The 26,581-nt window shown below is 67.9% G+C and carries 39 protein-coding genes; 35 read left to right on the top strand and 4 right to left on the bottom strand.

Annotated features, from left to right (window positions below):
* Window positions 1-65 precede the first annotated feature (65 nt).
* The gene (locus ABD205_RS14475) at window positions 66-1,364 is read left to right on the top strand and encodes an MFS transporter (RefSeq protein ID WP_344045811.1); all 1,299 of its coding nucleotides are present in this window, start codon (window positions 66-68) and stop codon (window positions 1,362-1,364) included.
* Between the two features lie 129 nt (window positions 1,365-1,493).
* On the opposite strand, the gene ABD205_RS14470 is transcribed toward ABD205_RS14475, so the two are convergent.
* Complete coding sequence (locus tag ABD205_RS14470; RefSeq protein ID WP_344045809.1) at window positions 1,494-2,504, bottom strand: LacI family DNA-binding transcriptional regulator; 1,011 nt, start codon at window positions 2,502-2,504, stop codon at window positions 1,494-1,496.
* Window positions 2,505-2,566: 62 nt separating this feature from the next.
* Between ABD205_RS14470 and ABD205_RS14465 the strand changes: the two genes are divergently transcribed.
* Window positions 2,567-3,928 carry a GH1 family beta-glucosidase gene (locus ABD205_RS14465; RefSeq protein ID WP_344045807.1) on the top strand — a complete coding sequence of 454 codons (1,362 nt, stop codon included), beginning with the start codon at window positions 2,567-2,569 and terminating at the stop codon, window positions 3,926-3,928.
* A 107-nt stretch (window positions 3,929-4,035) separates the two neighbouring features.
* Here ABD205_RS14465 and ABD205_RS14460 read toward each other — a convergent pair whose 3' ends face one another.
* From ABD205_RS14460 to ABD205_RS14450, 3 genes are all read right to left on the bottom strand, one after another.
* Window positions 4,036-4,944 carry a carbohydrate ABC transporter permease gene (locus ABD205_RS14460; RefSeq protein WP_344045805.1) on the bottom strand — a complete coding sequence of 303 codons (909 nt, stop codon included), beginning with the start codon at window positions 4,942-4,944 and terminating at the stop codon, window positions 4,036-4,038.
* Window positions 4,941-5,882 (bottom strand): carbohydrate ABC transporter permease, encoded by a 942-nt coding sequence (locus tag ABD205_RS14455; protein ID WP_344045803.1) that lies wholly within the window; start codon window positions 5,880-5,882, stop codon window positions 4,941-4,943. The genes ABD205_RS14460 and ABD205_RS14455 overlap by 4 nt, the downstream gene beginning before the upstream one ends.
* 164 nt (window positions 5,883-6,046) lie before the next feature.
* Window positions 6,047-7,429 (bottom strand): ABC transporter substrate-binding protein, encoded by a 1,383-nt coding sequence (locus tag ABD205_RS14450; RefSeq protein ID WP_344045801.1) that lies wholly within the window; start codon window positions 7,427-7,429, stop codon window positions 6,047-6,049.
* Window positions 7,430-7,632: 203 nt separating this feature from the next.
* Here ABD205_RS14450 and ABD205_RS14445 point away from each other — a divergent pair, with 203 nt between their 5' ends.
* The 33 genes from ABD205_RS14445 to rplQ all read left to right on the top strand — a co-directional run.
* The gene (locus ABD205_RS14445; protein WP_344045799.1) at window positions 7,633-8,247 is read left to right on the top strand and encodes a hypothetical protein; all 615 of its coding nucleotides are present in this window, start codon (window positions 7,633-7,635) and stop codon (window positions 8,245-8,247) included.
* A gap of 469 nt (window positions 8,248-8,716) precedes the next feature.
* Window positions 8,717-9,025, top strand: a complete 309-nt coding sequence (gene rpsJ / locus ABD205_RS14440; RefSeq protein ID WP_008360994.1) for a 30S ribosomal protein S10 — start codon at window positions 8,717-8,719, stop codon at window positions 9,023-9,025.
* 10 nt (window positions 9,026-9,035) lie between these two features.
* Window positions 9,036-9,692: a 50S ribosomal protein L3 gene (rplC, locus tag ABD205_RS14435; protein ID WP_344045798.1), complete on the top strand. Its 657-nt coding sequence runs from the start codon at window positions 9,036-9,038 to the stop codon at window positions 9,690-9,692.
* Between the two features lie 2 nt (window positions 9,693-9,694).
* Complete coding sequence (gene rplD / locus ABD205_RS14430; protein ID WP_344045796.1) at window positions 9,695-10,309, top strand: 50S ribosomal protein L4; 615 nt, start codon at window positions 9,695-9,697, stop codon at window positions 10,307-10,309.
* The gene (gene rplW, locus ABD205_RS14425) at window positions 10,306-10,611 is read left to right on the top strand and encodes a 50S ribosomal protein L23 (RefSeq protein ID WP_344045794.1); all 306 of its coding nucleotides are present in this window, start codon (window positions 10,306-10,308) and stop codon (window positions 10,609-10,611) included. Before rplD ends, rplW begins: the two co-directional genes overlap by 4 nt.
* 27 nt (window positions 10,612-10,638) lie before the next feature.
* A complete protein-coding gene (gene rplB / locus ABD205_RS14420; RefSeq protein ID WP_344045793.1) occupies window positions 10,639-11,475 on the top strand; it encodes a 50S ribosomal protein L2 in 837 nt (278 codons plus the stop codon).
* Between the two features lie 17 nt (window positions 11,476-11,492).
* Entirely contained in the window at window positions 11,493-11,774 is a 282-nt protein-coding gene (rpsS, locus tag ABD205_RS14415; RefSeq protein WP_344045792.1) for a 30S ribosomal protein S19, read from the top strand.
* Window positions 11,775-11,818: 44 nt separating this feature from the next.
* Window positions 11,819-12,238, top strand: coding sequence for a 50S ribosomal protein L22 (gene rplV / locus ABD205_RS14410; RefSeq protein WP_344045791.1), 420 nt, complete (start codon window positions 11,819-11,821; stop codon window positions 12,236-12,238).
* On the top strand, window positions 12,238-13,062 hold the full coding sequence (gene rpsC, locus ABD205_RS14405) for a 30S ribosomal protein S3 (RefSeq protein ID WP_344045789.1): 825 nt from the start codon (window positions 12,238-12,240) through the stop codon (window positions 13,060-13,062). Before rplV ends, rpsC begins: the two co-directional genes overlap by 1 nt.
* Before the next feature lie 3 nt (window positions 13,063-13,065).
* Entirely contained in the window at window positions 13,066-13,485 is a 420-nt protein-coding gene (gene rplP / locus ABD205_RS14400) for a 50S ribosomal protein L16 (RefSeq protein ID WP_344045787.1), read from the top strand.
* Window positions 13,485-13,727, top strand: coding sequence for a 50S ribosomal protein L29 (gene rpmC, locus ABD205_RS14395; protein ID WP_344045785.1), 243 nt, complete (start codon window positions 13,485-13,487; stop codon window positions 13,725-13,727). The genes rplP and rpmC overlap by 1 nt, the downstream gene beginning before the upstream one ends.
* Before the next feature lies 1 nt (window position 13,728).
* Window positions 13,729-14,001: a 30S ribosomal protein S17 gene (gene rpsQ, locus ABD205_RS14390; protein ID WP_344045782.1), complete on the top strand. Its 273-nt coding sequence runs from the start codon at window positions 13,729-13,731 to the stop codon at window positions 13,999-14,001.
* A 201-nt stretch (window positions 14,002-14,202) separates the two neighbouring features.
* Window positions 14,203-14,571: a 50S ribosomal protein L14 gene (gene rplN / locus ABD205_RS14385; RefSeq protein WP_011757324.1), complete on the top strand. Its 369-nt coding sequence runs from the start codon at window positions 14,203-14,205 to the stop codon at window positions 14,569-14,571.
* A complete protein-coding gene (rplX, locus tag ABD205_RS14380) occupies window positions 14,571-14,942 on the top strand; it encodes a 50S ribosomal protein L24 (protein WP_344045780.1) in 372 nt (123 codons plus the stop codon). The genes rplN and rplX overlap by 1 nt, the downstream gene beginning before the upstream one ends.
* 1 nt (window position 14,943) lies before the next feature.
* On the top strand, window positions 14,944-15,510 hold the full coding sequence (gene rplE, locus ABD205_RS14375) for a 50S ribosomal protein L5 (RefSeq protein ID WP_344045779.1): 567 nt from the start codon (window positions 14,944-14,946) through the stop codon (window positions 15,508-15,510).
* Window position 15,511: 1 nt separating this feature from the next.
* Window positions 15,512-15,697: a type Z 30S ribosomal protein S14 gene (locus ABD205_RS14370; protein WP_008361020.1), complete on the top strand. Its 186-nt coding sequence runs from the start codon at window positions 15,512-15,514 to the stop codon at window positions 15,695-15,697.
* Between the two features lie 83 nt (window positions 15,698-15,780).
* Entirely contained in the window at window positions 15,781-16,200 is a 420-nt protein-coding gene (rpsH, locus tag ABD205_RS14365; RefSeq protein WP_344045776.1) for a 30S ribosomal protein S8, read from the top strand.
* A 20-nt stretch (window positions 16,201-16,220) separates the two neighbouring features.
* Entirely contained in the window at window positions 16,221-16,760 is a 540-nt protein-coding gene (rplF, locus tag ABD205_RS14360; RefSeq protein ID WP_344045774.1) for a 50S ribosomal protein L6, read from the top strand.
* A gap of 2 nt (window positions 16,761-16,762) precedes the next feature.
* On the top strand, window positions 16,763-17,146 hold the full coding sequence (gene rplR, locus ABD205_RS14355; RefSeq protein ID WP_344045900.1) for a 50S ribosomal protein L18: 384 nt from the start codon (window positions 16,763-16,765) through the stop codon (window positions 17,144-17,146).
* Between the two features lie 34 nt (window positions 17,147-17,180).
* On the top strand, window positions 17,181-17,801 hold the full coding sequence (gene rpsE / locus ABD205_RS14350) for a 30S ribosomal protein S5 (protein ID WP_344045772.1): 621 nt from the start codon (window positions 17,181-17,183) through the stop codon (window positions 17,799-17,801).
* Entirely contained in the window at window positions 17,801-17,983 is a 183-nt protein-coding gene (gene rpmD / locus ABD205_RS14345) for a 50S ribosomal protein L30 (RefSeq protein ID WP_091125777.1), read from the top strand. Before rpsE ends, rpmD begins: the two co-directional genes overlap by 1 nt.
* Window position 17,984: 1 nt before the next feature.
* Window positions 17,985-18,425, top strand: a complete 441-nt coding sequence (gene rplO, locus ABD205_RS14340) for a 50S ribosomal protein L15 (RefSeq protein WP_344045768.1) — start codon at window positions 17,985-17,987, stop codon at window positions 18,423-18,425.
* A gap of 158 nt (window positions 18,426-18,583) precedes the next feature.
* Window positions 18,584-19,885, top strand: coding sequence for a preprotein translocase subunit SecY (gene secY, locus ABD205_RS14335; protein WP_344045766.1), 1,302 nt, complete (start codon window positions 18,584-18,586; stop codon window positions 19,883-19,885).
* Window positions 19,882-20,457, top strand: a complete 576-nt coding sequence (locus tag ABD205_RS14330) for an adenylate kinase (protein WP_344045764.1) — start codon at window positions 19,882-19,884, stop codon at window positions 20,455-20,457. Before secY ends, ABD205_RS14330 begins: the two co-directional genes overlap by 4 nt.
* Window positions 20,458-20,572: 115 nt before the next feature.
* Complete coding sequence (map, locus tag ABD205_RS14325; RefSeq protein ID WP_344045762.1) at window positions 20,573-21,391, top strand: type I methionyl aminopeptidase; 819 nt, start codon at window positions 20,573-20,575, stop codon at window positions 21,389-21,391.
* 56 nt (window positions 21,392-21,447) lie between these two features.
* Window positions 21,448-22,485 carry an LLM class flavin-dependent oxidoreductase gene (locus tag ABD205_RS14320; protein WP_344045760.1) on the top strand — a complete coding sequence of 346 codons (1,038 nt, stop codon included), beginning with the start codon at window positions 21,448-21,450 and terminating at the stop codon, window positions 22,483-22,485.
* A 238-nt stretch (window positions 22,486-22,723) separates the two neighbouring features.
* Window positions 22,724-22,945, top strand: coding sequence for a translation initiation factor IF-1 (gene infA / locus ABD205_RS14315; RefSeq protein WP_011757309.1), 222 nt, complete (start codon window positions 22,724-22,726; stop codon window positions 22,943-22,945).
* A 29-nt stretch (window positions 22,946-22,974) separates the two neighbouring features.
* Window positions 22,975-23,088, top strand: a complete 114-nt coding sequence (rpmJ, locus tag ABD205_RS14310) for a 50S ribosomal protein L36 (protein ID WP_004008316.1) — start codon at window positions 22,975-22,977, stop codon at window positions 23,086-23,088.
* A 147-nt stretch (window positions 23,089-23,235) separates the two neighbouring features.
* Window positions 23,236-23,613, top strand: coding sequence for a 30S ribosomal protein S13 (rpsM, locus tag ABD205_RS14305; protein WP_344045758.1), 378 nt, complete (start codon window positions 23,236-23,238; stop codon window positions 23,611-23,613).
* Window positions 23,614-23,695: 82 nt separating this feature from the next.
* The gene (gene rpsK / locus ABD205_RS14300) at window positions 23,696-24,103 is read left to right on the top strand and encodes a 30S ribosomal protein S11 (protein ID WP_325573739.1); all 408 of its coding nucleotides are present in this window, start codon (window positions 23,696-23,698) and stop codon (window positions 24,101-24,103) included.
* A 35-nt stretch (window positions 24,104-24,138) separates the two neighbouring features.
* Window positions 24,139-24,747 carry a 30S ribosomal protein S4 gene (rpsD, locus tag ABD205_RS14295; RefSeq protein WP_344045754.1) on the top strand — a complete coding sequence of 203 codons (609 nt, stop codon included), beginning with the start codon at window positions 24,139-24,141 and terminating at the stop codon, window positions 24,745-24,747.
* Window positions 24,748-24,862: 115 nt separating this feature from the next.
* On the top strand, window positions 24,863-25,879 hold the full coding sequence (locus ABD205_RS14290) for a DNA-directed RNA polymerase subunit alpha (protein ID WP_344045752.1): 1,017 nt from the start codon (window positions 24,863-24,865) through the stop codon (window positions 25,877-25,879).
* 132 nt (window positions 25,880-26,011) lie between these two features.
* Window positions 26,012-26,581 (top strand): 50S ribosomal protein L17 (gene rplQ / locus ABD205_RS14285; protein WP_344045750.1); only part of this gene is annotated, 570 nt, incomplete at its 3' end.

Raw genomic sequence — 26,581 nt, 5'->3', positions numbered from 1 at the left:
GATCTCGGTGCCAGGAGGCGGGATCGCGACGGATCGGTACGGCGACCTGTGAGACGGTGGACACCGTGACTCGTCTGGAGACGCCCGCGCGAAGGCGCAGCGGGATCCACCGGGCATGGCCGATCGCGGCGGTCACGATGGCGGCGCTGGTCGCGGCCGCAGGTTTCCGGTCCTCCACCGGGGCGCTGCTCGAGCCGCTCGAGGAGGACTTCGGCTGGTCGCGGGCGACCACGTCGGGCGCCGTCTCGCTCAACCTCATCGTCTACGGGCTCACGGCGCCCTTCGCCGCAGCGCTGATGGAGCGCTTCGGCGTGCGCCGGGTGGTGGCCGCGTCCCTGACGCTCGTCGCCGTGGGGTCCGGGCTGACGCTGGTGATGACCGAGGCGTGGCAGCTGTGGGTGCTGTGGGGCTTCGCGGTCGGGATCGGCACCGGTGCACTCGCGCTCGTCTTCGGCGCGATCGTGGCCAATCGCTGGTTCGTGAGGCATCGCGGCGTCGTGATCGGCGTCTTCTCGGCCGCGTCGTCCACCGGGCAGCTCGTCTTCCTGCCGCTCATCGCCCACCTGGCCGAAGGCCCGGGCTGGCGATGGGCCGCGGGGCTGGTGGCGTTCTTCGCGCTGCTGCTCGCCCCTCTGGTGTGGCTGGTGATGCGCGACTCCCCGCGCGACGTCGGCCTGACGCCGTACGGCGCTCCGCCCGACTGGACTCCGCCGCCGGCCCCTGCTCACGGCATGGGTGCCGCCCGGCTGGCCCTGACGACTCTGCGGACGAGCGCGCGGTCGGGCACCTTCTGGGCGCTGTTCGTCAGCTTCTGGATCTGCGGCTGGTCCACCAACGGGCTCATCGGCACCCACTTCATCCCCGCCGCCCACGACCACGGCATGCCGGAGACGACCAGCGCGTCGCTGCTCGCCCTCATCGGCATCTTCGACATCGCCGGGACGATCGCGAGCGGCTGGCTGACCGATCGCGTCGACCCCCGCAAGCTGCTGTTCTGCTACTACTTCCTGCGCGGCCTCTCGCTGCTGTGGGTCGACATGCTGCTCGGTCCGTCGCTGCACCCCAGCCTGTTCCTGTTCGTCCTGTTCTACGGCCTGGACTGGGTCGCGACGGTGCCTCCGACGGTGGCGCTCTGCCGTCTCCACTTCGGCATCGAGCGGTCCGGGGTGGTGTTCGGCTGGGTCTTCGCCGCGCACATGGTCGGCGCCGGCGTCGCCGCGAGCTATGCGGGCTGGATCCGGCAGTCGACGGGGGAGTACCTGCTGGCCTGGATCACCGCGGGCGTCCTGTGCCTGGGCGCCGCGGCGCTGTGCCTCATGGTGCCGCGCCAGGTCCGGACGGCGGGTGAGCTCGCCGCAGGCTGACGGCCGGTCGGCCGCGGCCTAAGTGTCACCGTGATAGTTCGAGCATCGAGTGATAGCTCGGACGTGTCACCGACCGCCCGAACTGTCACGGTGACAGTTCGGGCACCGCCTGCAGGAGTCCTGCCCGGCTCACCGCTCGGTTGCGGGGGGAGCGGTCGACGCCCGGACGACGAGCTCGACGGGGAGCACCTCCGACTCAGTGCGGCGGCGTACGCCGAGCAGCTCGGCGAGGACCCGCTCCGCGCCGCGTCGCCCCTGCTCGCGCACGGGCTGCGCCACGGTCGTCAGGTCGAAGAACTCGGCGAGCTCGTAGTCGTCGATGCCGACGACCGACAGGTCCCCCGGCACGCTGAGGCCGAGCTCGCGAGTCGCTCTCAGCACGCCGATCGCCATCTCGTCCGAGGCGGCGAAGATCGCGGTCGGCCGCTCGGGGCCGGTGAGCAGCCGACGCGCGGCGGCCCCTCCGCCTGCGACGGTGAACTCACCGACGTCCTCGAGCTCGCGGTAGTGCCGGATCCCCCTCTCGCGCAGCACGGCGCGGTAGCCGGCGAGACGAGCTGAGGGGGCGATGTAGTCCAGCGTGTCGAGCGACCCGCCGACGTACCCGATCCGGCGGTGGCCGAGGTCGACGAGGTGGGTGGTGGCAAGGCGTGCGGCGAGCTCGTCGTCGATGCTCACGCTGTAGAGGTCCGTCGCCGCGGCGCCGACGATCGCCACCGGCCGGCCCAGCTGCGCCAGCCGCGCCTGCTCCTGCGCGGTGGGGCGCAGGCCGAGCACGAGCACGGCGTCGACACGCTTGGAGAGCAGGCCGGTCTGGAAGACCCGGTGCCGCGCGGCCGGCTCGCCGGCGAGGTTGTAGAGCAGCAGGTCGTATCCCGCCGCCCGCAGCACCTCCTCGGCGCCCTGGACCACCTCTCCGAAGAACCAGCGGCTGACGTGCGGGACGATGACGGCGACCATGTTGGTCTGTCCGCTGGCCAGGCCGACCGCGCTGGGTGAGGGCACGTAGCCGAGTCGCTGGGCGGCCTCGGTGACGCGGGTCCGGTTCTCGTCGGACACGCCGCGCAGGCCGCGCAGTGCCCTCGACACGGTCGCTGTCGACAGGGAGACCTCGCGGGCGACGTCCTTGATGCTCGTCATCGTCACCGTCCTTGTGCCCAGTATCTTGGGAGCGCTCCCACTCCCTCGCTAGAGTGTGGTGCATGACACTCCACCTGCCGGACGGGCCCGCCCTTGAGTTCGGGGCCGCCACCGCCTCCTACCAGATCGAGGGGGCGACCACCGAGGACGGACGCGGCGTCTCGATCTGGGACACCTTCGCCGCCACGCCGGGCGCCACGCGCGACGGCAGGGACGGCTCCGTCGCCTGCGACTCCTACCACCGCTACGCCGAGGACGCCGCGCTCGTCGCCGACCTCGGCGCGGGCTGGTACCGCTTCTCGGTGGCCTGGCCGCGCATCGTCCCGGCCGGCATCGGGGCCGTCGAGAGTCGCGGGCTCGACTACTACGACCGGCTCGTGGACGCCCTGCTCGAGCGCGGCGTGACCCCGACCGGCACGTTCTACCACTGGGACCTGCCCCAGCCCCTCGAGGACGCGGGCGGCTGGCTGCAGCGCGACACCGCGTACGCCTTCGCCGACTACGCGACGCTCGTGCACGACCGACTCGGCGACCGGGTCAAGGTCTGGGCGACGCTCAACGAGCCGTGGTGCGCGGCCTACCTCGGCTACGCCGCCGGCGTGCACGCCCCTGGCCGCCGTGAGGGCGGCAAGGCGCACCGCGCGGCCCACCACCTGATGCTCGGCCACGGGCTCGTCGCCGAGGCCCTGCACGCGGCCGGCAGCCAGGACGTCGGCATCGTGCTCAACCTCGCGCCGATCTGGCCCGAGCCCGGCACGCCCGAGCTCGCTGCGGACGGTGTCGACGCGGTTCGCAACCGGGTCTGGCTCGACCCGCTCATCGACGGCGCGTACGACGACGGGCTTCTCCGCGTCGCACCGGAGCTCGCCGACCCCGAGCTGGTGCGCGAGGGCGACCTCGACCTGATCAAGGGCAGCGCCGACTGGCTCGGCGTCAACTACTACACGCCGGTCCGGCCCGGGCCGGTCACGCCGACCCCGGCCGGCGAGGAGCGCCATCCCGAGACCGACGCCTACCCGGGCGTCGACCCCGTCACCTTCCACGTCCGCGAGCCGCGCACCCACATCGGCTGGGAGGTCGAGCCCGCCGGGCTCGAGGAGCTTCTGCTCGAGACGCACAAGCGCACCGGGCTGCCGATCGTGGTAACCGAGAACGGCGCGGCCTACGCCGACGACACCGTCGAGGGTGGGGTCGTGCAGGACGCTGACCGCGTGGCCTACCTCCGGAGCCACATCGAGGCGACCGAGCGTGCCCGCGACGCCGGGGCGGACATCCGCGGCTACATCGTCTGGACACTGCTCGACAACTTCGAGTGGGCCGAGGGCTACACGAAGTTCTTCGGCATCGTCCACGTCGACCCCGACACCCAGGACCGCACGCCGAAGGCGTCCTACCGCTGGCTCCAGCAGCGGCTCAAGGGGTGAGGACACCCGCCGGCTGAGGCCGGCGACGAGCAGACGGGCCCCGGGGCTCGCCACCAGCGAGCGCCGGGGGCCGCTGTCGTGCTGAGCAAGTCGGCCGGACGTGACGACTACCCCTTCACAGAGCCGGCCAGCAGGCCGCGGACGAAGAACCGCTGCAACGACAGGAAGACGATCAGCGGGACCACGAGCGAGACGAAGGCGCCTGCGGAGAGCAGGTACCAGTCAGCGCCACGGGTGCCGGAGAGGTTCGCCAGCGCAACGGTGAGCGGAGAGATGTCGAGGCTGCCGCCACCGAAGACGAGCGCGACGAGCAGGTCGTTCCAGACCCACAGGAACTGCAGGATCGCGAACGCCGCGATCGCGGGCGTCATCAGCGGCAGGATCAGCCGGGTGAAGATCTGCACGTGGCCGGCGCCGTCGACACGTGCCGACTCCACCAGCTCGCCGGGGATCTCGAGCATGAAGTTGTGCAGGAGGTAGATCGCCAACGGCAACGCGAACGCCGCGTGCGACAGCCAGATCGTGTAGAACCCGCCCCCTGGCGCGTCGTTGCCGGCCAGGCCGAGGTTCACGTACAGCTTGAGCAGCGGGATCATCGTCACCTGGATCGGCACGATCTGAAGCGCGAAGACCAGGATGAAGATCGTGTTCTTCATCGGGAAGCGCATCCAGGCGAACGCGTAGGCCGCCATCGTGGCGATGCTGATCGGGATGATCACCGCCGGGATCGTGATCACGAACGAGTTCACGAAGAAGTCCGTCAGGCTGTACTGCCCGCTCAGGACCGCCTTGTAGTTGTCGAACGTGAACGACGGGTTGGTCACGACCGTCCACCAGCCCGAGGTGTTGATGTCGTTCTCGGGGCGGAAGGACGTGATGAACAGACCGGCGGTCGGGATGGTCCAGAGGATGGCGATGAGCAGTGCGGCGGCGGACGCCCACCGGTTGCCCAGCTGCTTGCGGCTGGACTCCGCCGCCGTCTCGAGCTTCGCGAGCGGGGTGTCGATGACGGTCATCGGACCACCTTCCTCATCTGGACGACGTTGTAGATGACGACGGGCATGACCAGGGCGAAGATCAGCACGGCGAGTGCCGCGCCGAGGCCGCGGTTGGCGGAGCGGAAGCTCTGCACGTAGAACTCGTAGGCCAGCACGCTGGTCTTGAAGTTGCCGCCGGTGACGGTGCGCACGATGTCGAAGACCTTGAGCGTGGTGATCGTGATCGCGGTGAGCACGACGATCAGCGTCGGCCGGATGCTCGGCACGGTGATGTAGCGGAACATCTTCAGGCCGCTCACGCCGTCGAGCTTGGCCGCCTCCACGATGTCGGTGGGGATCGCCTTGATCGAGGCCGAGAGCACCACGGTGGCGAAGCCCGCCTGCACCCAGACGAAGATGATGATCAGGAAGAGCGTGTTCGCCGGCGAGTTGAGCAGCCAGTGGTGGCGGCCGAGACCGAGTGCCTCGGTGACGGCGTTGAGGATGCCGGTGTTGTCGTCGTAGACGAACTTCCAGATCAAGGATGCGCCGACCAGCGAGATCGCCATCGGCAGGAAGATGAGCGCCTTGGCGCCCTTCTCGAAACGAGAGTTGTCGACGAGGACGGCGTACACGAGGCCGACGAAGGTGGCCAGCGTCGGCACGAGGATGACCCATGCGGCCGTGTTGACCAGCACCCGGATGAGGTCGGTGTCGGTGAAGATCGTCCTGTAGTTGTCGAACCCGACCCACAGCTTGTCGAAGTTGTTGCGGAACGACAGCCGGACGGTCGAGATCGCGGGGTACATCAGCCCGACGCCCAGCAGGACGAACGTCGGCAGCAGGAACGCCGCGGACTGGACCAGCTCGCCCGACTTCGACCTCATCTTGGAGGTCAGCAGCAGGATCACGGCGACGACCGCGAAGAACAGGGCGACGATGATGAATGCCTGGATCAGCTTCTCGCCTGTGGACATGCGCCCTCCCAAGGCTTGAGGAGATGGGACGCGCCGGCCTGCGCTGGCAGGGCCGACGAGGGGACAGCGCCCGGGCCCGGGGCGATCGCTCGCCCAGAGTCCGGGCGCTGTCTCCTGGGTGCAGCCGGGTCGGCGTGTGCCGACCCGGCTGCGTGGTCAGGCCGTCAGCTCTTCGGCCAGGAGTTCTGGATGTTGTCCAGAGTCGTCTTGGTGTCCTGACCCGTGATCCAGGCCACCATCTGCTTCCAGAAGCTGTTCGCGCCGACCTCGGCCGGCATCAGGTCCGAGGCGTCGAAGCGGAAGACCGCGTTCGGGTCGGCGAGGATCTGAGCGGACAGCTTGTCGATCGGGCTGACCAGGTTGTTCGGGTCCAGGCCCTTGTTGGCGCTGACCCAGCCGCCGCCCGGGGTGGACTTGGCCTTCTCGTTGGCCCACACGTCGCTGGACAGGTAGGTCTGGAAGGCGACGGTCACCGGCTTGTCGTTGAAGGCCGCGACGAACTCGCCGCCACCCTCGACAGGCTTGCCCTTGCTCGGGTCGATCGGCGGCAGGTAGAAGGCGAACACGTCGCCGTCCTCGGCCACCTTGGTGCCCTTCGGCCAGTTGGCGGCGTAGAACGACGCCTGGCGGTGCATCGCGCACTTGCCCTGGAGGATCGGCAGGCCGCCCTGCTGGAACGCGGTGGTCGCGATGGACTTCACGTCACCGATGCCGCCGTTGACGTACTTCGGGTTCTTGAGGATGGCGCCGACCTTGTCGAACGCCTCCGCGATCTGCGGGTCGTTGAACTTGACGTCGTTGGTGATCCACTTGTCGTAGACGTCGGCGCCCGCCGTACGCAGGAGCGTGTCCTCGATCCAGTCGGTGCCCGGCCAGCCGGTCGCCTCGCCGGACTCGAAGCCCGCACACCACGGCTTGATGCCCTTGGCGGCGATCTTGTCGCTGAGAGCGAGCATCTCGTCCCACGTCTGCGGGACGGTCCAGCCGTTGTCCTTGAACATCTTGGGGGAGTACCAGACGAACGACTTCACGTTCGCGCCGAGCGGCGCGGCGTAGAACTTGCCGTCGATGCTGCCGTACTTCTTCCAGTCGGCGCCGAACCACTTGTCGACGTTGTCGGAGACGCTCTTGGGCGCCTCCTTCACGGTCTGCGTCTGGGTGACCAGGGTGTTGAGCAGACCCGGCTGCGGGAGGTACGCGATGTCGGGCAGGTTGCCGCTCTGGGCCCGGACCAGGATCTGGGCCTCCATCTCCTTGGAGCCTTCGTACTCGACGGTTGCGCCGGTGCACGTGGTGAACAGCTTGTAGCTGTCCTTCTGCGCCTGGTCCTCGGGGGACACGATCGTCGTGTAGACGTGGACCTTCTTGCCAGTCAGGTCGCCGAACTGCGTCAGCTGCGAGCACTCGGCCTTCCCCTCGCCGGGGGACTTGCCGCTGGCCTTGCTGTTGTTGTCGGAGCTGCCGCCGCAGCCGGCCAGCACGAGGCCGGCGCTGACGAGGGCGGCGGTGGCCGCCATACCCCGTCGTACGTTGCGTGAACGAATCACGTCGTCTTCCTCTCCTCTTGAGAGCACGGCGACGGGTGAGTCCGACGCCGTTGTCCTCCTCCACGGGTGATGCAAGCGCTTTCTCCCTGCGCGGTCAAGCACCGGTGATAACGGTTGCGTAACGTGGGTCACAATAGAGTGGGAACGCTCCCACTGTCCACGACACCAGATTGTCGTGTCGGAGCGCCTGCAACCATGGCGCGATGAAGCTGTACGCCGACCTGCCCGCCCATCGCGCACGTCAGCTGATCGGCGACTCGCTCGTCGTGGCCTGGGTCGCCGTGGGGGTGTGGCTCGCGGTCGAGGTGCACCGGGCCACCGAGCGCCTTGCTGCCCCGGGCCGCGGCATCGACCGCTCGGCCGGGGACCTCGCCGGCCGGCTGCGCGACGCCGGCCACTCCCTCGACGGGCTGCCTCTCGTGGGGGACCAGGCGAGCCGTCCGTTCGACGGCGCCGGCACGGCGGCTGACAGGCTGGCGGCCGCCGGACGCGCACAGGTCGCGGCGGTCGACGCCATGGCGTTCTGGCTCGGGCTCGCCACCGCCCTGCTGCCGATCCTGCTCGCGCTGGCGTTCTACCTGCCCCCGCGGATCCGCTTCGTGCGACGGGCGACGGCGGGGCGGCGGTTCCTGGACTCCACGGCGGACCTGGACCTGTTCGCGCTCCGGGCGCTGGCCAACCAGCCGCTGCACCTGCTGGCCCGCATCAGCGACGACCCGGCCCGTGCCTGGCGCATGCAGGACCCCGACGTCGTACGCCGGCTCGCGACCCTGGAGCTGCGGGACGCGGGACTGGCTCCGCCGGCCGATCTCCGATGACCCGCGAACGTCCGCACAGGGCCTAGACTCGACAGCGTCCGGGAACGCCTCAGGCGCCTCCGGATGCGGCTGACCGACGTCTTCCGACGTGACTTCACGGCCGATTTGGTCAGCGCGCTGACATCTGACAAGATTCTCTGGTTGCTCCGGCGGGTCGTCGGGGTGCGGAACATCTTGATTACTGAATCGCGTCTCCCGGACCCCGGTCCGGTCGTGTTCGGTGATCGGCGTGCGTTCGCACCGAACCTGGAGACCCGATCAGCCTGGCGAACCGCCAGGTGTCACCGAACAACCGAGCAGGCAGATCCCGCCGATGGTGGGTCGTGCGCGAAGCAGAATCTCGCGACACGCCCGACCGCGGGGGTCGGAGCCGGCCCGGGGGTGGCAAGCAACAGGGCGGGACCGACTCAAACCCGAGGACGTCCCGGAACGCACGCGGCAACGCTGACCAGAAGGACGAGAGAGACAGATGGCGGGACAGAAGATCCGCATCAGGCTCAAGGCCTATGACCACGAGGTGATCGACACCTCGGCGCGCAAGATCGTGGACACGGTCACCCGCACGGGTGCCAAGGTCGCCGGCCCGGTGCCGCTGCCGACCGAGAAGAACGTGTACTGCGTCATCCGCTCGCCCCACAAGTACAAGGACTCCCGCGAGCACTTCGAGATGCGCACCCACAAGCGCCTCATCGACATCATCGACCCCACTCCGAAGACCGTCGACTCGCTGATGCGCCTGGACCTGCCGGCCGGTGTCGACATCGAGATCAAGCTCTGAGGTTGTTGACATGACGATCGAACGCAACGTGAAGGGCCTGCTGGGCACGAAGCTCGGCATGACCCAGGTCTGGGACGAGAACAACCGCGTGATCCCGGTGACCGTCGTCGCCGCGGCGACCAACGTGGTCACCCAGATCCGTAACCCCGAGACCGACGGCTACAACGCCATCCAGGTCGGGTTCGGCGAGATCGCCGGCCGCAAGGTCACCAAGCCGGTCGCCGGCCAGTTCGTGAAGGCCGGCACCACGCCGCGCAAGCACCTGGTCGAGATCCGCACCGCCGACGCCGCGTCGTACACGGTGGGCCAGGAGCTCGCCGTCGACCTGTTCGTCGCCGGTCAGGCGATCGACGTGACGGGCACCAGCAAGGGCAAGGGCTTCGCCGGCACGATGAAGCGTCACGGCTTCTCCGGCGTGTCCGCCTCGCACGGTGCTCACCGCAACCACCGCAAGCCGGGCTCGATCGGCGCCTGCGCCACCCCCGGTCGCGTGTTCAAGGGCGTCCGCATGGCTGGCCACATGGGTACCGACACCGTCACCACCCAGAACCTGACCGTGCACGCAGTCGACGCGGACAAGGGCCTCATCCTCCTCAAGGGCGCCGTCCCCGGCCCCCGGGGTGGTCTGCTCGTCCTTCGCTCCGCCGCGAAGAAGACGGAGAACTGACCATGGCTCTCAAGACTGTCAAGGTCGACCTGCCCGCCGAGATCTTCGACGTTGCCGTCAACGTCCCGCTGATCCACCAGGTCGTCGTGGCCCAGCAGGCCGCTGCTCGTCAGGGCACGCACGCCACCAAGACCCGCGGCGAGGTTCGCGGCGGTGGCCGCAAGCCCTACAAGCAGAAGGGCACCGGCCGCGCCCGCCAGGGCTCGACCCGCGCGCCGCAGTTCGCCGGCGGTGGCGTCGTCCACGGCCCGCAGCCGCGTGACTACAGCCAGCGCACCCCCAAGAAGATGAAGGCCGCCGCCCTCCGCGGTGCCCTCTCCGACCGGGCCCAGAACGACCGCCTCCACGTGGTCGAGGGCTTCGGGCTCGGCGACAAGCCGTCCACCAAGGACGCGCTCGCCGGCCTGCGCACGCTGACGGACCGTCGCAAGTACCTCGTGGTCCTCGAGCGCACCGACGTCAACACCTGGCTGTCGCTGCGCAACGCCCCCGAGGTGCACATCGTCGCCGTCGACCAGCTCAACACGTACGACGTGCTGGCCAGCGACGACGTGGTCTTCACCAAGGGCGCGTACGACACCTTCGTCGGCGCCAAGACCGAGGAGGCTGCCAAGTGAGCACCCTGCACAAGGACCACCGCGACGTCCTGCTCGCGCCGGTCGTCTCCGAGAAGAGCTACGGCCTCCTCGACCAGAACAAGTACACGTTCCTGGTGCACCCGGATGCGAACAAGACCGAGATCAAGATCGCCGTTGAGAAGGTCTTCAACGTCAAGGTCACCTCGGTCAACACGATCAACCGGACCGGCAAGACGCGTCGTACCCGTAACGGGCTCGGCAAGCGCAAGGACACCAAGCGCGCCATCGTCAGCCTGGCCGACGGTCACCGCATCGACATCTTCGGAGGTCCGGTCTCCTGACCGGGCTGATTAAGGACTGAAGAAGACATGGCTATCCGTAAGTACAAGCCGACCACCCCGGGCCGTCGTGGCTCCTCGGTGGCTGACTTCGTCGAGATCACCCGGACCACGCCGGAGAAGTCGCTCACGCGTCCGCTGCCCAAGACGGGTGGCCGCAACAACCAGGGCCGGATCACCACCCGGCACAAGGGTGGCGGTCACAAGCGCACGTTCCGGATCATCGACTTCAAGCGCTACGACAAGGACGGCGTGCCGGCCAAGGTCGCTCACATCGAGTACGACCCGAACCGCACCGCCCGGATCGCGCTCCTGCACTACGCCGACGGCGAGAAGCGCTACATCCTCGCGCCGAAGGACCTGTCGCAGGGCACCGTCGTCGAGTCCGGCCCGACCGCCGACATCAAGACCGGCAACAACCTGCCGCTGCGCAACATCCCCGTCGGCACGACGATCCACGCCGTGGAGCTGCGTCCCGGTGGCGGTGCGAAGATCGCCCGCTCCGCCGGCATCAGCGCCCAGCTGGTCGCTCGTGAGGGCAGCCGCGCCACGCTGCGCATGCCGTCCGGCGAGATGCGCTTCGTCGACGTGCGCTGCCGCGCCACCGTCGGCGAGGTCGGCAACGCCGAGCAGTCGAACATCAACTGGGGCAAGGCCGGCCGCATGCGCTGGAAGGGCGTCCGCCCGACCGTCCGCGGTGTCGTCATGAACCCGGTCGACCACCCGCACGGTGGTGGTGAGGGCAAGACCTCCGGTGGTCGCCACCCGGTCTCGCCGTGGGGCAAGCCCGAGGGCCGCACGCGCAAGCGCAAGGCCAGCGACGCCCAGATCATCCGTCGCCGCAAGTCCGGCAAGAACAAGCGCTGACCAGGAGATAGAGACAGATGCCTCGCAGCCTGAAGAAGGGCCCCTTCATCGACGATCACCTTCAGAAGAAGGTGGACGCCGAGAACGACAAGGGCACCCACAACGTCATCAAGACCTGGTCGCGCCGTTCGATGATCATCCCCGCGATGATCGGCCACACGATCGCCGTCCACGACGGCCGCAAGCACGTCCCGGTCTTCGTGTCCGACTCCATGGTCGGCCACAAGCTGGGCGAGTTCGCCCCGACCCGCACGTACAAGGGTCACGTGAAGGAAGACCGGAAGGGCCGCCGCCGCTGAGGCGGGGGCTCATCCGAACCTAGGAACTGGAGATAACGAGCATCATGAGCGTTACTGAGCGTCGGCGCGTGAGCGCCCGCCGCGAGTCGCTGCTCGGCGGCCAGCCGGGTGCCTTCGCGAGTGCCCGCTACGTGCGGATCACGCCGCTGAAGGCGCGCCGCGTCGTCGACCTTGTCCGCGGGCTGCCCGTCGACGAGGCGCTGTCCCTGCTGGCCTTCGCGCCGCAGGCCGCCTCGGAGACCGTCTACAAGGTGCTGGAGAGCGCCATCGCCAACGCCGAGACCACTGAGGGTCTCGACCGCGGTGACCTGGTCGTCTCCGTCGCCCAGGTGGACGAGGGTCCGACCATGAAGCGCTGGCGTCCGCGTGCCCAGGGCCGCGCGACCCGCATCAACAAGCGCACGAGCCACATCACGCTGGTCGTCCAGCCTGCGGACGTGGTCAAGAAGGGTGGCAAGAAGTAATGGGTCAGAAGATCAACCCGAACGGCTTCCGCCTCGGCATCTCGACCGACCACAAGTCGCGTTGGTACGCCGACAAGCTGTACAAGTCGTACGTCGGCGAGGACGTCGCCATCCGCAAGCTGCTCAGCAAGGGCATGGAGCGGGCCGGCATCGCCAAGGTCGAGATCGAGCGCACCCGTGACCGTGTCCGCGTGGACATCCACACGGCGCGTCCGGGCATCGTCATCGGCCGCCGCGGCGCCGAGGCCGACCGCATCCGCGGCGAGCTCGAGAAGCTCACCGGCAAGCAGGTGCAGCTGAACATCCTCGAGGTCAAGAACCCCGAGGTCGACGCTCAGCTCGTCGCCCAGGGTGTCGCCGAGCAGCTCAGCGGTCGCGTGCAGTTCCGTCGCGCCATGCGCAAGGCCATGCAGACCACGATGCGCTCGGGTGCCAAGGGCATCCGGATCCAGTGCTCGGGCCGTCTCAACGGCGCCGAGATGTCGCGCACCGAGTTCTACCGCGAGGGCCGCGTTCCGCTGCACACGCTGCGTGCCGACATCGACTACGGCTTCTACGAGGCCCGTACGACCTTCGGCCGGATCGGCGTGAAGGTCTGGATCTACAAGGGCGAGGTCGCCGGCACCCGTGCCGAGCGCCAGGCCCAGGCCGCTTCCCGCGCCGGTGTCCCCGGTCGCGGTGGTCGTCCGACCCGTGGTGGCGAGCGCCCGAGCCGTGGCTCGCGCGCCGGCCGCGGTGAGCGCGACGCTGCGGTCGCCCCCGAGGCTCCGGTCGAGGCTCCTGCCGAGGCCGTCGCCGCCGAGACGACCAGCCAGGAGGGCTGACCCATGCTGATGCCCCGCCGCGTCAAGCACCGCAAGCAGCACCACCCCAAGCGGACGGGTGCTGCCAAGGGCGGCACGAAGCTCGCCTTCGGCGACTTCGGCATCCAGGCGATCGAGGGTCACTACGTGACCAACCGACAGATCGAGTCGGCCCGTATCGCCATGACCCGTCACATCAAGCGTGGCGGCAAGGTGTGGATCAACATCTACCCCGACCGCCCGCTCACCAAGAAGCCCGCCGAGACCCGCATGGGTTCCGGTAAGGGCTCGCCCGAGTGGTGGATCGCCAACGTCAAGCCCGGCCGAGTGATGTTCGAGCTCTCCGGCGTGACCGAGGACGTGGCCCGCGAGGCGATGCGCCGCGCGATCCACAAGCTGCCCATGAAGTGCCGTTTCATCACCCGAGAGGCCGGTGAGTTCTGATGGCGACCAGCCTGAAGGCGCACGAGCTCGACGAGCTCAACGACGTCGACCTCGAGGCGCGACTCCGCGAGGCCAAGGAGGAGTTGTTCAACCTCCGCTTCCAGGCGGCCACCGGCCAGCTGGAGAGCCACGGTCGTCTGCACCTGGTCAAGAAGGACATCGCCCGGATCTACACCGTGGTGCGTGAGCGCGAGCTCGGCATCCGCGTCGCGCCGGGTGCGAGCAAGAACGAGGAGGCCTGAGATGGCTGAGGTGGAGACCACCGACCGCAACGGCCGCAAGGTCCGCGAGGGGCTCGTCGTCAGCGACAAGATGGACAAGACCATCGTCGTCGAGGTCGAGGACCGCGTGAAGCACCCGCTCTACGGCAAGGTCCTGCGCCGCACGAGCAAGCTCAAGGCCCACGACGAGCAGAACACCGCCGGCATCGGCGACCGCGTCCTCCTGATGGAGACCCGGCCGCTGAGCGCCACGAAGCGGTGGCGTCTCGTCGAGGTCATCGAGAAGGCCAAGTGACATGCGCCGTACGGCGGCCTGGCCGACGTACGGCGTCTCACTGGTGACGTTCCTCGGCATCGTCGAGCGTCGCCAAATTGACCAAGGGTGCCAGGCCCAGCGACCATAGGTGGCTGGGCCTGTCGCCCGCAATCCACACAAGTTCGGCCAGGCTCACCCGCCTCTGATGCGGATGAGAACCAGCGCGACAAGGAGTATTTGATGATTCAGCAGGAGTCGCGACTCAAGGTCGCCGACAACACGGGTGCCAAGGAGATCCTCTGCATCCGCGTTCTCGGTGGCTCTGGGCGTCGCTACGCCGGCATCGGTGACGTCATCGTCGCCACCGTGAAGGACGCGATCCCCGGTGGCAACGTGAAGAAGGGTGACGTCGTCAAGGCCGTCGTCGTGCGCACGGTGAAGGAGCGTCGTCGTCCTGACGGCTCTTACATCCGCTTCGACGAGAACGCCGCCGTCATTCTCAAGAACGACGGCGAGCCGCGAGGCACCCGCATCTTCGGCCCCGTCGGCCGCGAGCTGCGCGAGAAGAAGTTCATGAAGATCATCTCGCTTGCGCCGGAGGTGCTGTGATGTCTGGCAAGAAGCAGAGCTTCAACATCAAGAAGGGCGACACCGTCAAGGTGATCGCGGGCAAGGACAAGGGCGCCGAGGGCAAGGTCATCCGCGTCCTGCGTGAGGACGACCGGCTCGTGGTCGAGGGTGTCAACCTCGTCAAGAAGCACACCAAGGTCCAGGACCAGGGCGGCCGCGCCGGCACCACCGGCGGCATCGTCACGACCGAGGCCCCCATCCACGTGTCCAACGTGATGCTGCTCGAGGACGGCAAGACGGTCCGCATCGGCTTCCGTCGCGACACCGTGACCAAGCGTCGTCCCGACGGCTCGACCTACACGGCTGAGCGCAGCGTCCGCATCTCGCGCAAGTCCGGCAAGGAGATCTGAGATGACCGAGACCCAGATCCGTACCGCGCCGCGCCTGAAGGCCCGCTACGCCGACGAGATCGCTCCGGCCCTCCGCGAGCAGTTCGACATCAAGAACGTCATGCAGATCCCCGGCCTGACCAAGATCGTGGTCAACATGGGTGTCGGCGAGGCGGCTCGCGACTCGAAGCTGATCGAGGGCGCCGTGCGCGACCTCACCGCGATCACCGGCCAGAAGCCGCTGGTCACCAAGGCCCGCAAGTCCATCGCGCAGTTCAAGCTGCGTGAGGGCATGCCCATCGGCGCGCACGTCACGCTGCGTGGCGACCGCATGTGGGAGTTCCTGGACCGCCTCCTGTCGCTCGCGCTTCCGCGCATCCGCGACTTCCGTGGTCTGAACGCCACCCAGTTCGACGGCCGTGGCAACTACACCTTCGGTCTCACCGAGCAGGTCATGTTCCACGAGATCGACCAGGACAGGATCGACCGGTCGCGAGGCATGGACATCACCATCGTGACCACTGCCACCAACGACGACCAGGGTCGGGCGCTGCTGAAGGCCCTCGGCTTCCCGTTCAAGGAGAACTGACATGGCGAAGACCGCCCTCAAGGTCAAGGCCGCGCGCAAGCCGAAGTACGCCGTCCGCGCCTACACCCGCTGCCAGCGTTGCGGCCGGCCGAAGGCCGTGTTCCGCAAGTTCGGCCTGTGCCGTATCTGCCTGCGGGAGATGGCCCACCGCGGCGAGCTGCCCGGCGTGACCAAGTCCAGCTGGTGACCTCGACAGGCTCGATCACCCTCAACCCGTAGCAGGTCGCTCGCGCCCCGGCGGAGCGAAACCACTTCGAGAAAGAACACATCATGACGATGACTGACCCGATCGCAGACATGCTCACGCGTCTGCGTAACGCCAACCAGGCGTACCACGACTCGGTCTCGATGCCGTACAGCAAGATCAAGGCTGGCGTCGCGGAGATCCTCAAGCAGGAGGGCTACATCACCTCCTTCGACGTGAAGGACAACGTCGCTGCGGACGGCACCCCCGCCGTCGGCAAGACGCTGACCATCACCCTCAAGTACGGCCGCACTCGCGAGCGCTCGCTCGCCGGCGTGCGCCGCATCAGCAAGCCCGGCCTCCGGGTTTACGCCAAGCACACGGGTCTGCCCCGCGTGCTCGGTGGCCTGGGCATCGCGATCATCTCGACGAGCCAGGGTCTGCTGACCGACCGTCAGGCCAACCAGAAGGGCGTGGGTGGGGAAGTCCTCGCCTACGTCTGGTGATCTGGGAAGGAGAGAAGAACATGTCACGCATTGGCAAGCTCCCCGTCCTGGTTCCGGGCGGTGTCGACGTCCAGATCGCCGGCCAGGAGGTCACCGTCAAGGGCCCGAAGGGCACCCTGTCGCACGTGGTCGCCGCGCCGATCACCGTCGAGCAGGGTGAGGGCGTCCTCGACGTCAAGCGCCCCGACGACGAGCGCCTTTCGAAGGCGCTGCACGGCCTGTCGCGCACCCTCATCAACAACATGGTGATCGGTGTGACCGAGGGCTACGAGAAGAAGCTCGAGATCGTGGGCGTGGGCTACCGCGTCCTGTCCAAGGGCCCGACCCAGCTGGAGTTCCAGCTCGGCTACAGCCACCCGATCATCTTCGACGCCCCCGAGGGCATCAGCTTCACCGTCGACGGCCCCACCAAGCTCGGTGTGGTCGGGATCGACAAGCAGCAGGTCGGTGAGGTCGCGGCCAACATCCGCAAGCTGCGCAAGCCCGAGCCTTACAAGGGCAAGGGCGTTCGCTACGCCGGCGAGAACGTCCGCCGCAAGGTCGGAAAGGCTGGTAAGTGACGATGGCCATCTCGCTGTCCAACAACAAGCACACCGCTGCCAAGGTCAAGGCGCGCCTCAAGCGTCAGGTCCGCGGTCGCAAGAAGGTCAACGGCACTGCCGAGCGTCCGCGCCTGGTCGTCACCAAGTCGGCCAAGCACATGATCGCCCAGGTCGTCGACGACACTGTCGGCAAGACCCTGGTGTCGGCGTCCACCCTCGAGGCGGACCTCCGCTCGAACGACGCTGCGAAGTCCGACAAGGCCAAGGCCGTCGGTCAGCTCGTCGCTGAGCGCGCGAAGGCCGCCGGCATCGAGGGCGTGGTCTTCGACCGCGCCGGCAACAAGTACACCGGCCGCATCGCGGCCCTGGCTGACGGCGCCCGCGAGGGCGGCCTGCAGTTCTGATCGCGACAGACTAGCTAAGGAAGAGGAAAGTCTCATGAGCGGAGCCCAGCGCGGTACGCGTGGTGGCGAGCGCCGTGGACGCGACGATCGTCGCGGCCAGGCTGCTGAGAAGACCGCCTACATCGAGCGCGTCGTCGCGATCAACCGTGTCGCCAAGGTCGTGAAGGGTGGTCGTCGCTTCAGCTTCACCGCCCTCGTGATCGTCGGTGACGGGGACGGTCTCGTCGGCGTCGGCTACGGCAAGGCGAAGGAAGTTCCGGCGGCGATCGCCAAGGGTGTCGAGGAGGCGAAGAAGCACTTCTTCCGCGTCCCCCGCATCCAGGGCACGATCCCGCACCCGGTCCAGGGCGAGAAGGCCGCAGGCGTCGTGCTGCTGCGTCCGGCCGCTCCTGGTACCGGTGTCATCGCGGGCGGCCCGGTGCGTGCCGTCCTCGAGTGCGCCGGCATCCACGACGTGCTGAGCAAGTCGCTCGGCTCGTCCAACCAGATCAACATCGTCCACGCGACGGTCGCGGCGCTGCGTCAGCTCGAGCAGCCCGAGGCTGTGGCGGCCCGTCGTGGCCTCCCCGTCGAGCACGTCGCGCCGGCCGCTCTGCTGAAGGCGCGCGACGAGGCTGCGGCCGCCGGTGCCGCCCCTGCGGAGGTGTCGGCCTGATGGCACAGCTCAAGGTTCGCCAGAACAAGGGCCTCGTCGGCCTGAAGCAGAACCAGCGCGACACGCTCCGCTCGCTTGGTCTCAAGCGCATCGGTGACGTTGTCGTCAAGGAGGACCGCCCGGAGATCCGCGGCATGGTCCACACCGTCCGTCACCTCGTGACGGTCGAGGAGGTCGACTGACATGACGCTCAAGCTGCACAACCTGGCGCCCGCGCCGGGTGCCAAGAAGGCCAAGACCCGCGTCGGTCGCGGTGAGGGCTCGAAGGGTAAGACCGCCGGCCGTGGTACCAAGGGCACGAAGGCCCGTTACCAGGTTCCGGTCGCCTTCGAGGGTGGCCAGATGCCGATCCACATGCGGCTTCCGAAGCTCAAGGGCTTCAAGAACCCGTTCAAGGTCGAGTTCCAGGTCGTGAACCTGGACAAGATCAGCGAGCTGTTCCCCGAGGGCGGCACCGTCACCGTGGCCGACCTGGTCGCGAAGGGTGCGGTCCGCAAGGGCCAGCCCGTCAAGGTCCTCGGCAACGGCGACCTGACCGTCAAGGTCGACGTGACCGCCGACAAGTTCTCCGCGTCCGCCAAGGCCGCGATCGAGAACGCCGGTGGCACGATCACCGAGTCCTGAGACTCGCAAACTCGGCTGAGCATGAACGCGGCCAGGGTCGTCTGTCGGCGCCCCTGGCCGCGTTCGTGGTTCAGCGCCCCTGTTAGGCTTCGCGGGGCTGTCGCCGGGTCCGGCCGACGTCCACTCGAAAATGGTTGTGTGAGAAGAGGGATCCACTCGTGCTAGGCGCGTTCGCGAACGCATTCCGGACTCCGGATCTGCGTCGCAAGTTGCTGTTCGTCCTGATGATCATCGTGATCTTCCGGGCGGGCTCACAGATCCCGGCCCCTGGCGTCAACGTCGCCAACGTCCAGGACTGCATCAGCCTCACCAAGTCGGGCTCGGGCGCCGGGCTCTACAACATGGTGAACCTGTTCTCCGGTGGAGCGCTGCTGCAGCTCACCGTGTTCGCGCTGGGGATCATGCCCTACATCACCGCGAGCATCATCCTGCAGCTGCTCGTGGTCGTGATCCCACGACTCGAGGCCCTCAAGGAAGAGGGTCAGTCGGGTCAGACGAAGATCACGCAGTACACCCGCTACCTGACGCTCGGCCTCGCCCTCCTGCAGGCGACCGGCATCGTCGCACTGGCCCGCTCGGGCAACCTGCTCCAGTGCAACCAGGACCTTCTCTACAGCAACAGCACGAGCACGTTCCTGGTCATGGTCGTCACGATGACCGCCGGCACGGCCGTCATCATGTGGCTCGGCGAGCTCATCACCGAGCGTGGCATCGGCAACGGCATGTCGATCCTGATCTTCACGCAGGTCGTCGCGACCTTCCCGGCCACGCTGTGGGCCGTCCGGCAGCAGCACGGCTGGTGGACCTTCTCGGTCGTGCTCGCCATCGGCCTCGCGCTGGTCGCGGCAGTCATCTTCATCGAGCAGGCGCAGCGCCGGATCCCGGTGCAGTACGCCCGCCGGATGGTCGGCCGCAAGATGTTCGGCGGCTCGTCGACGTACATCCCGCTCAAGGTGAACCAGGCCGGAGTCATCCCGGTCATCTTCGCGAGCTCCCTGCTCTACCTCCCCGCGATGGCCGCCCAGTTCAACCGGAACAGCGGCGCCTTCTGGGTCGACTGGATCAACACCTACTTCGTGCGCGGTGACCACCCGCTCTACATGGCGGCGTTCTTCCTGCTCATCGTCTTCTTCACCTACTTCTACGTCTCCATCACCTTCAACCCGAAGGAAGTGGCGGACAACATGAAGAAGTACGGCGGCTTCATCCCCGGGATCCGGGCGGGCAAGCCGACCGAGGACTATCTGTCCTACGTCCTTTCCCGCATCACGCTGCCCGGCTCGCTCTACCTCGGTCTGATCGCGCTCATCCCGCTGATCGCGCTCGCGCTGATCAACGCCAACAACAACTTCCCGTTCGGCGGCACCTCGATCCTGATCATGGTCGGCGTCGCCCTCGACACGGTGAAGCAGATCGAGAGCCAGCTGCAGCAGCGCAACTACGAAGGATTCCTGCGTTGAGGTTGATCATCATGGGCCCGCCTGGGGCCGGTAAGGGCACCCAGGCGCGGTACATCGCCGAGCACTTCGGCATCCCGGCCATCTCCACCGGCGACATCTTCCGCGCGAACGTCTCGCAGGGGACGCCGCTCGGCGTGGAGGCGAAGCGCTACATGGACGCCGGCGAGTACGTGCCCGACGAGATCACCAACCGGATGGTCCGGAACCGGATCGACGAGCCCGACGCCAAGCAGGGCTTCCTGCTCGACGGCTACCCCCGCACCCTCGCTCAGGTCGAGGAGCTCGACGGGATGATCAAGTTCACCGGTCACCAGCTCGACGCCGTGCTCAGCGTGGTCGTGGACAAGGACGAGGTCGTCAAGCGGCTGCTGCAGCGCGCCCAGATCGAAGGCCGCGCCGACGACACCGAGGACGTCATCCGGCGCCGGCAGGAGGTTTACCTCGAGCAGACCCAGCCGCTGATCCAGGTCTACGGCGAGCGCGACATCCTGGTGGAGGTCGACGGGCTCGGCGAGGTCGACGAGGTCACCAAGCGGATCTTCGACGCCCTCGACGTCGTCCCCGAGTCCTGAGCGCCCATGGCGCGCGCTGCCTGCGTTGTCGTCGGTCGACGACCGCTGCGCTCTGAAGGTCGACTTCCCTCCTCCGCCTTGGCAGCGCACGCCATGAACGCTCAGGGGCGCTGAGATGGGCTTCTTCGAGCGCCTCGAGATCAAGACGCCGGAACAGATCGACGCGATGCGTCGCGCCGGCCTCGTGGTCGGCAACACCCTCGAGCTGCTTCGCTCCTCGGTCCGCGCCGGCATGACCACGCGGGAGCTCGACGCCATCGCCGAGGATGCCATCCGTACGGCCGGCGCGACCCCGTCGTTCCTGGGCTACCAGGGCTTCCCTGCCTCGATCTGCGCCTCCGTCAACGACGAGGTGGTCCACGGCATCCCGGGTGATCGGGTGCTGGCCGAGGGCGACCTGGTCTCGATCGACTGCGGCGCGATCGTCGACGGCTGGCACGGCGACGCGGCGATCACGGTCGCGATCGGGCCTGTCTCGGACGAGCTCACCACGCTGATGGCCGTCACCGAGGAGGCGATGTGGCATGGGATCGCCGCTGCCCGCCTCGGTGGTCGAGTCAGCGACATCTCCCACGCTGTCGAGCGGCACGTCCGGAGCGCCGGCCGCTACGGGATCCTCGAGGACTACACGGGCCACGGCATCGGCTCGGAGATGCACCAGCCGCCCGACGTGCCCAACTACGGGCGACGGGGGAAGGGACCCAAGCTCGTCGAGGGCCTGGCACTGGCTGTGGAGCCGATGGTGACCCTCGGCACCAAGGACACCGACGTGCTCGACGACGACTGGACGGTCGTCACGACCGATGGCAGCTGGGCCGCACACTTCGAGCACAGCTTCACGCTGACGCCCCAGGGCGCGTGGGTGCTCACCGCGCTCGACGGCGGCCGCGCCCGCCTCGCCGAGCTCGGCGTGCCCTACGGCGGCCGCGACTGACGCGTCCGGGAGGTCGCCGGCCGGAACAAGGGGGAGTGGAGCGGGGTTCACCACTCGTGACTCCTGCTCTCTCCGTCCTCGACCTCGTCCCCGTCCGCACCGACCAGAGCAGCGCGGACGCGATCGCGGCCTCGGTGTCGCTCGCGAAGGTGGCCGACGAGCTGGGCTACACCCGTTACTGGGTGGCCGAGCACCACAACATGCCGGCGGTCGCCGCGACCAACCCGCCGGTCCTCATCAGCCTCCTCGCCGGCGCGACCGAGCGGATCAGGGTCGGCTCCGGTGGCGTGATGCTGCCCAACCACGCGCCCCTGGTCGTCGCCGAGCAGTTCGCGATCCTGGAGGCGGCGTTCCCCGGCCGCATCGACCTGGGGATCGGCCGCGCGCCGGGCACCGACCAGGTCACCGCGTGGGCGCTGCGCCACGGTGGTCCCGCCGACGCCGAGGAGACGGTCAACCGCTTCCCCGAGTACGTCGACAACGTGCTCGCCATGATGGACACCGGCGGGGTCTCGGTCTCGGTCGGCGGTCGTCGCCACGCGCTGCACGCGACGCCCGCGGCGACCGGTGTCCCCACGATCTGGCTGCTGGGGTCCTCGGACTACTCGGCCCGGCTGGCCGCCGAGAAGGGCATGCCGTACGTCTTCGCGCATCACTTCTCGGGCTCGGGGACCCGTGAGGCGATCGAGCTGTACCGCTCGACCTTCCGGCCGTCGCCGGAGCTGAGCGAGCCGCGCACCTTCCTGACCGTCAACGCCGCCGTCGCCGAGGACGCCGACGAGGCCGACCGTCTCGCCCTGCCCCAGCTGCTGACGATGCTCGCGCTGCGCACCGGCCAGCCGCTCGCGGCGCAGCGGTTGGTCGAGGATGCCGAGCGGGTCCCGGTCGCCGAGGCGCACCACGGGCTGCTGCAGGCCATGCGGGACCGGTGGGTGATCGGCGACCCGGCGTACGCCCGGAAGCGGATCGCTGACCTGGCGGCCGAGTTCGACGTGGACGAGGTGATGGTCAACCCCGTCGCCGGAGCGCACGCAGGCGTCGACCCGCGGACCGCGCCCGGCCGTGAGCAGACGTTGCGGCTCCTCGTCGACTGACACGTGAATTTGGGCGTGGCCGCGCCGAAGCCTAGACTGGCGTGTCGACCCAACGTGGGTCTGTCTCGTCGCGCCTCGCGGCTGCCTGAGCATCGTCTCGGGATTGAGGTGTGCGGGACGGCTTCACGAGGTCCACTCACGAGTGTAGTGAGAGGTTCCCGGGCCAACCCGCAGATCGTCCGACGACGATCCGCGGTGCACGAAACGGTAGACGACACCACGAGCAGTTAGTGAGGACATGCCGAAGAAAGAAGGCGTGATCGAGATCGAGGGCACCGTAGTGGAGGCCCTGCCGAATGCCATGTTCCGCGTCGAGCTGAGCAACGGGCACAAGGTTCTCGCCCACATCAGCGGCAAGATGCGCCAGCACTACATCCGGATCCTCCCCGAGGACCGTGTGGTGGTGGAGCTCTCGCCGTACGACCTCACTCGGGGTCGCATCGTCTACCGCTACAAGTGACAGCCGACTAGCGAAGAAAGAGGCTGACCATGAAGGTCAACCCCAGCGTCAAGCCGATCTGTGACAAGTGCAAGGTGATTCGTCGCCACGGCCGCGTCATGGTCATCTGCGAGAACCCGCGCCACAAGCAGCGCCAGGGCTGATCGCAGGCCACCACAACTGAATACCAACTCGACGCACTACCCGCGGATCCGCTGCGGGGAACCACCTCTGGAGCTTCAGGCCAGAGCTCAGGCGCCACCTGGGACGTACGTCGACTGACACCTGAAGTCGAAACCTAAGGAATCACCATGGCACGCCTCGTCGGTGTCGACCTTCCGCGTGAGAAGCGCGTGGAGATCGCACTCACCTACATCTACGGCATCGGCCGTACCACCTCCCAGCAGCTCCTGGCCGCGACCGGTGTTGACCCCAACACCCGCGTCCACGCGCTCTCCGAGGACGAGCTGGTCAAGCTCGCGAAGGAGATCGAGTCCCGCAACCTGACGATCGAGGGTGACCTTCGTCGTGAGGTGCAGGGCGACATCCGTCGCAAGATCGAGATCGGCAGCTACCAGGGTCGCCGTCACCGCATGGGCCTTCCGGTCCGCGGCCAGCGCACCAAGACGAACGCTCGCACCCGCAAGGGCCCGAAGCGCACCGTCGCCGGCAAGAAGAAGGCCAAGTGATCCGACGCCTGTACCGGATTCGTCCGGCGCAGCGTTGATCCGGCCCCCGATCTCACAGACCAGCCAATCCAGGAGTTATTGAATGCCTCCCAAGAGCCGTCAGGCTGCGGCGAAGACCAAGGTCCGCCGCAAGGAGAAGAAGAACGTCGCTCAGGGCGAAGCCCACATCAAGAGCACGTTCAACAACACGATCGTCACGATCACCGACCCGACCGGTGCGGTGATCTCGTGGGCCAGCGCCGGCACCGTCGGCTTCAAGGGCTCGCGCAAGTCCACCCCGTTCGCCGCCCAGATGGCCGCCGAGGCCGCCGGTCGTCGCGCGATGGACCACGGCATGAAGAAGATCGACGTCTTCGTCAAGGGTCCGGGCTCCGGCCGCGAGACCGCGATCCGTTCGCTCGGTGCGATCGGCCTCGAGGTCGGCACCATCCAGGACGTCACGCCGACCCCGCACAACGGCTGCCGCCCGCCCAAGCGCCGCCGCGTCTGATCCCGACCCGAGACTGAAAGAGAGACTGAGAGAACATGGCCCGTTACACCGGCCCCATGACCCGCAAGTCGCGCCGTCTCGGTGTCGACCTGGTCGGCGGCGACGCCGCCTTCGAGAAGCGTCCCTACCCCCCGGGCCAGCACGGCCGCGGTCGGATCAAGGAGAGCGAGTACCTCCTGCAGCTTCGCGAGAAGCAGAAGGCTCGCTTCAGCTACGGCGTCCTCGAGAAGCAGTTCGCGAACTACTACGCCGAGGCGCACCGCCGTGCCGGCAAGACCGGTGACAACCTGCTCCAGCTGCTCGAGTGCCGCCTGGACAACGTCGTCTACCGTGCCGGCTTCGCCCGCACCCGTCGTCACGCCCGGCAGCTGGTCGTCCACGGCCACTTCCTGGTCAACGGCAAGAAGGTCAACATCCCGTCGTACCAGGTCTCGGCTCACGACGTCATCGACGTCCGTGAGAAGTCGCTGGAGATGACCCCGTTCATCGTGGCTCGCGAGACCCACGGCGAGCGCGTCGTCCCCGCCTGGCTCGAGGCCGTCCCCGGCCGCATGCGGATCTTCGTGCACCAGCTCCCCATCCGGGCCCAGATCGACATCCCGGTCCAGGAGCAGCTCATCGTCGAGTACTACTCGAAGCTGTGATCGCCGACCGGCACCCCCGACCGCGAGGGACGGGGTGCCGGTCGAAACACCTTCCGTCATCACCCTGGAGTTCGGGCCTGTCATATAGCGGGTAGGCCCGGAAAGGAAAGAACCAGTGCTCATCGCACAGCGCCCCACCCTGTCGGAAGAGACCGTCGACGAGTTCCGCTCGCGGTTCGTGATCGAGCCGCTGGAGCCTGGCTTCGGCTACACGCTCGGGAACAGCCTTCGGCGTACGCTGCTGTCCTCGATCCCCGGCGCCGCCGTCACCAGCATCAAGATCGACGGCGTCCTCCATGAGTTCTCGACCATCGAGGGCGTCAAGGAGGACGTGACCGAGGTGATCTTGAACCTCAAGGGTCTGGTCGTCTCCTCCGAGCACGACGAGCCCGTCACGATGTACCTGCGCAAGTCGGGTGCCGGTGACGTCACGGCCGCCGACATCGCGCCGCCGGCCGGTGTCGAGGTCCACAACCCCGACCTGAAGATCGCGACCCTGTCGGACAAGGGCAAGATCGAGCTCGAGCTCGTCGTCGAGCGCGGTCGCGGCTACGTGTCGGCCGTCCAGAACAAGGGCGCCGACAATGAGATCGGCCGCATCCCGGTCGACTCGATCTACAGCCCGGTGCTCAAGGTCTCGTACAAGGTCGAGGCGACCCGTGTCGAGCAGCGCACCGACTTCGACAAGCTCGTCATCGACGTCGAGTCCAAGCCGTCCATCAAGCCGCGCGACGCCATCGCGTCGGCCGGCAAGACGCTGGTCGAGCTCTTCGGCCTCGCCCGGGAGCTCAACGTCGAGGCCGAGGGCATCGACATCGGCCCGTCGCCGGTCGACGAGCAGCTCGCCGCCGACCTGGCCCTGCCGGTCGAGGACCTGCAGCTCACCGTCCGGTCCTACAACTGCCTCAAGCGCGAGGGCATCCACACCGTGGGTGAGCTCATCAGCCGCTCGGAGCAGGACCTGCTGGACATCCGCAACTTCGGCGCCAAGTCGATCGACGAGGTCAAGGCGAAGCTGCACGAGATGGGCCTCTCCCTCAAGGACAGCGCGCCGGGCTTCGACCCGACCGCCGCCCTCGCCGCCTACGGCGACGACGACGACGACGCGTTCGTCGAGGACGAGCAGTACTGATCCCCGCGGACGTCATACGTTCTGGTGGCTCCAGCTACCAGGGCGTATGACGTCCCAGCACCGAAACCGACCTGCAACCGGTAGGTCGTCTACCCCGGTACCTCATACGGCCGGAGAGGAAGGAAGAGGCAGATGCCTACTCCCAAGAAGGGTGCCCGCCTCGGCGGCAGCCCGGCGCACCAGCGGCTCATCCTGTCGAACCTGGCCACCCAGCTGTTCGACCACGGCCGGATCACGACCACCGAGGCCAAGGCGCGCACGCTGCGCCCCGTCGCGGAGAAGCTGATCACCAAGGCGAAGAAGGGCGACCTGCACAACCGCCGCGAGGTCCTCAAGACCATCCGCGACAAGGGTGTCGTCCACAAGCTCTTCACCGAGATCGCCGAGACCTTCACCGAGCGTCCCGGTGGCTACACCCGGATCACGAAGATCGGTCCGCGCAAGGGCGACAACGCCCCGATGGCGGTCATCGAGCTCGTGACCGAGGCCTACCAGCCGAAGCAGGCCACCAAGAAGGCTGACAAGAAGGCCGACAAGAAGGCCGAGGCTGCTCCGGTCGAGGAGGCTCCCGCCGAGCCGACCGAGACCGAGGCTGTCGAGACCGAGGCTGTCGAGACCGAGGCCCCGGCCGAGGAGACCACCGAGGCCACCGCCGAGGAGGCTCCGGCCGCCGAGGCGACCGAGGAGACCACGGAGGAGGAG

This window comes from Nocardioides panacihumi (assembly GCF_039530925.1).
Classification (GTDB): domain Bacteria; phylum Actinomycetota; class Actinomycetes; order Propionibacteriales; family Nocardioidaceae; genus Nocardioides; species Nocardioides panacihumi.
Note: the sequence above shows the minus strand (reverse complement) of the source record. Positions and strands in the feature narration are given on the sequence as shown.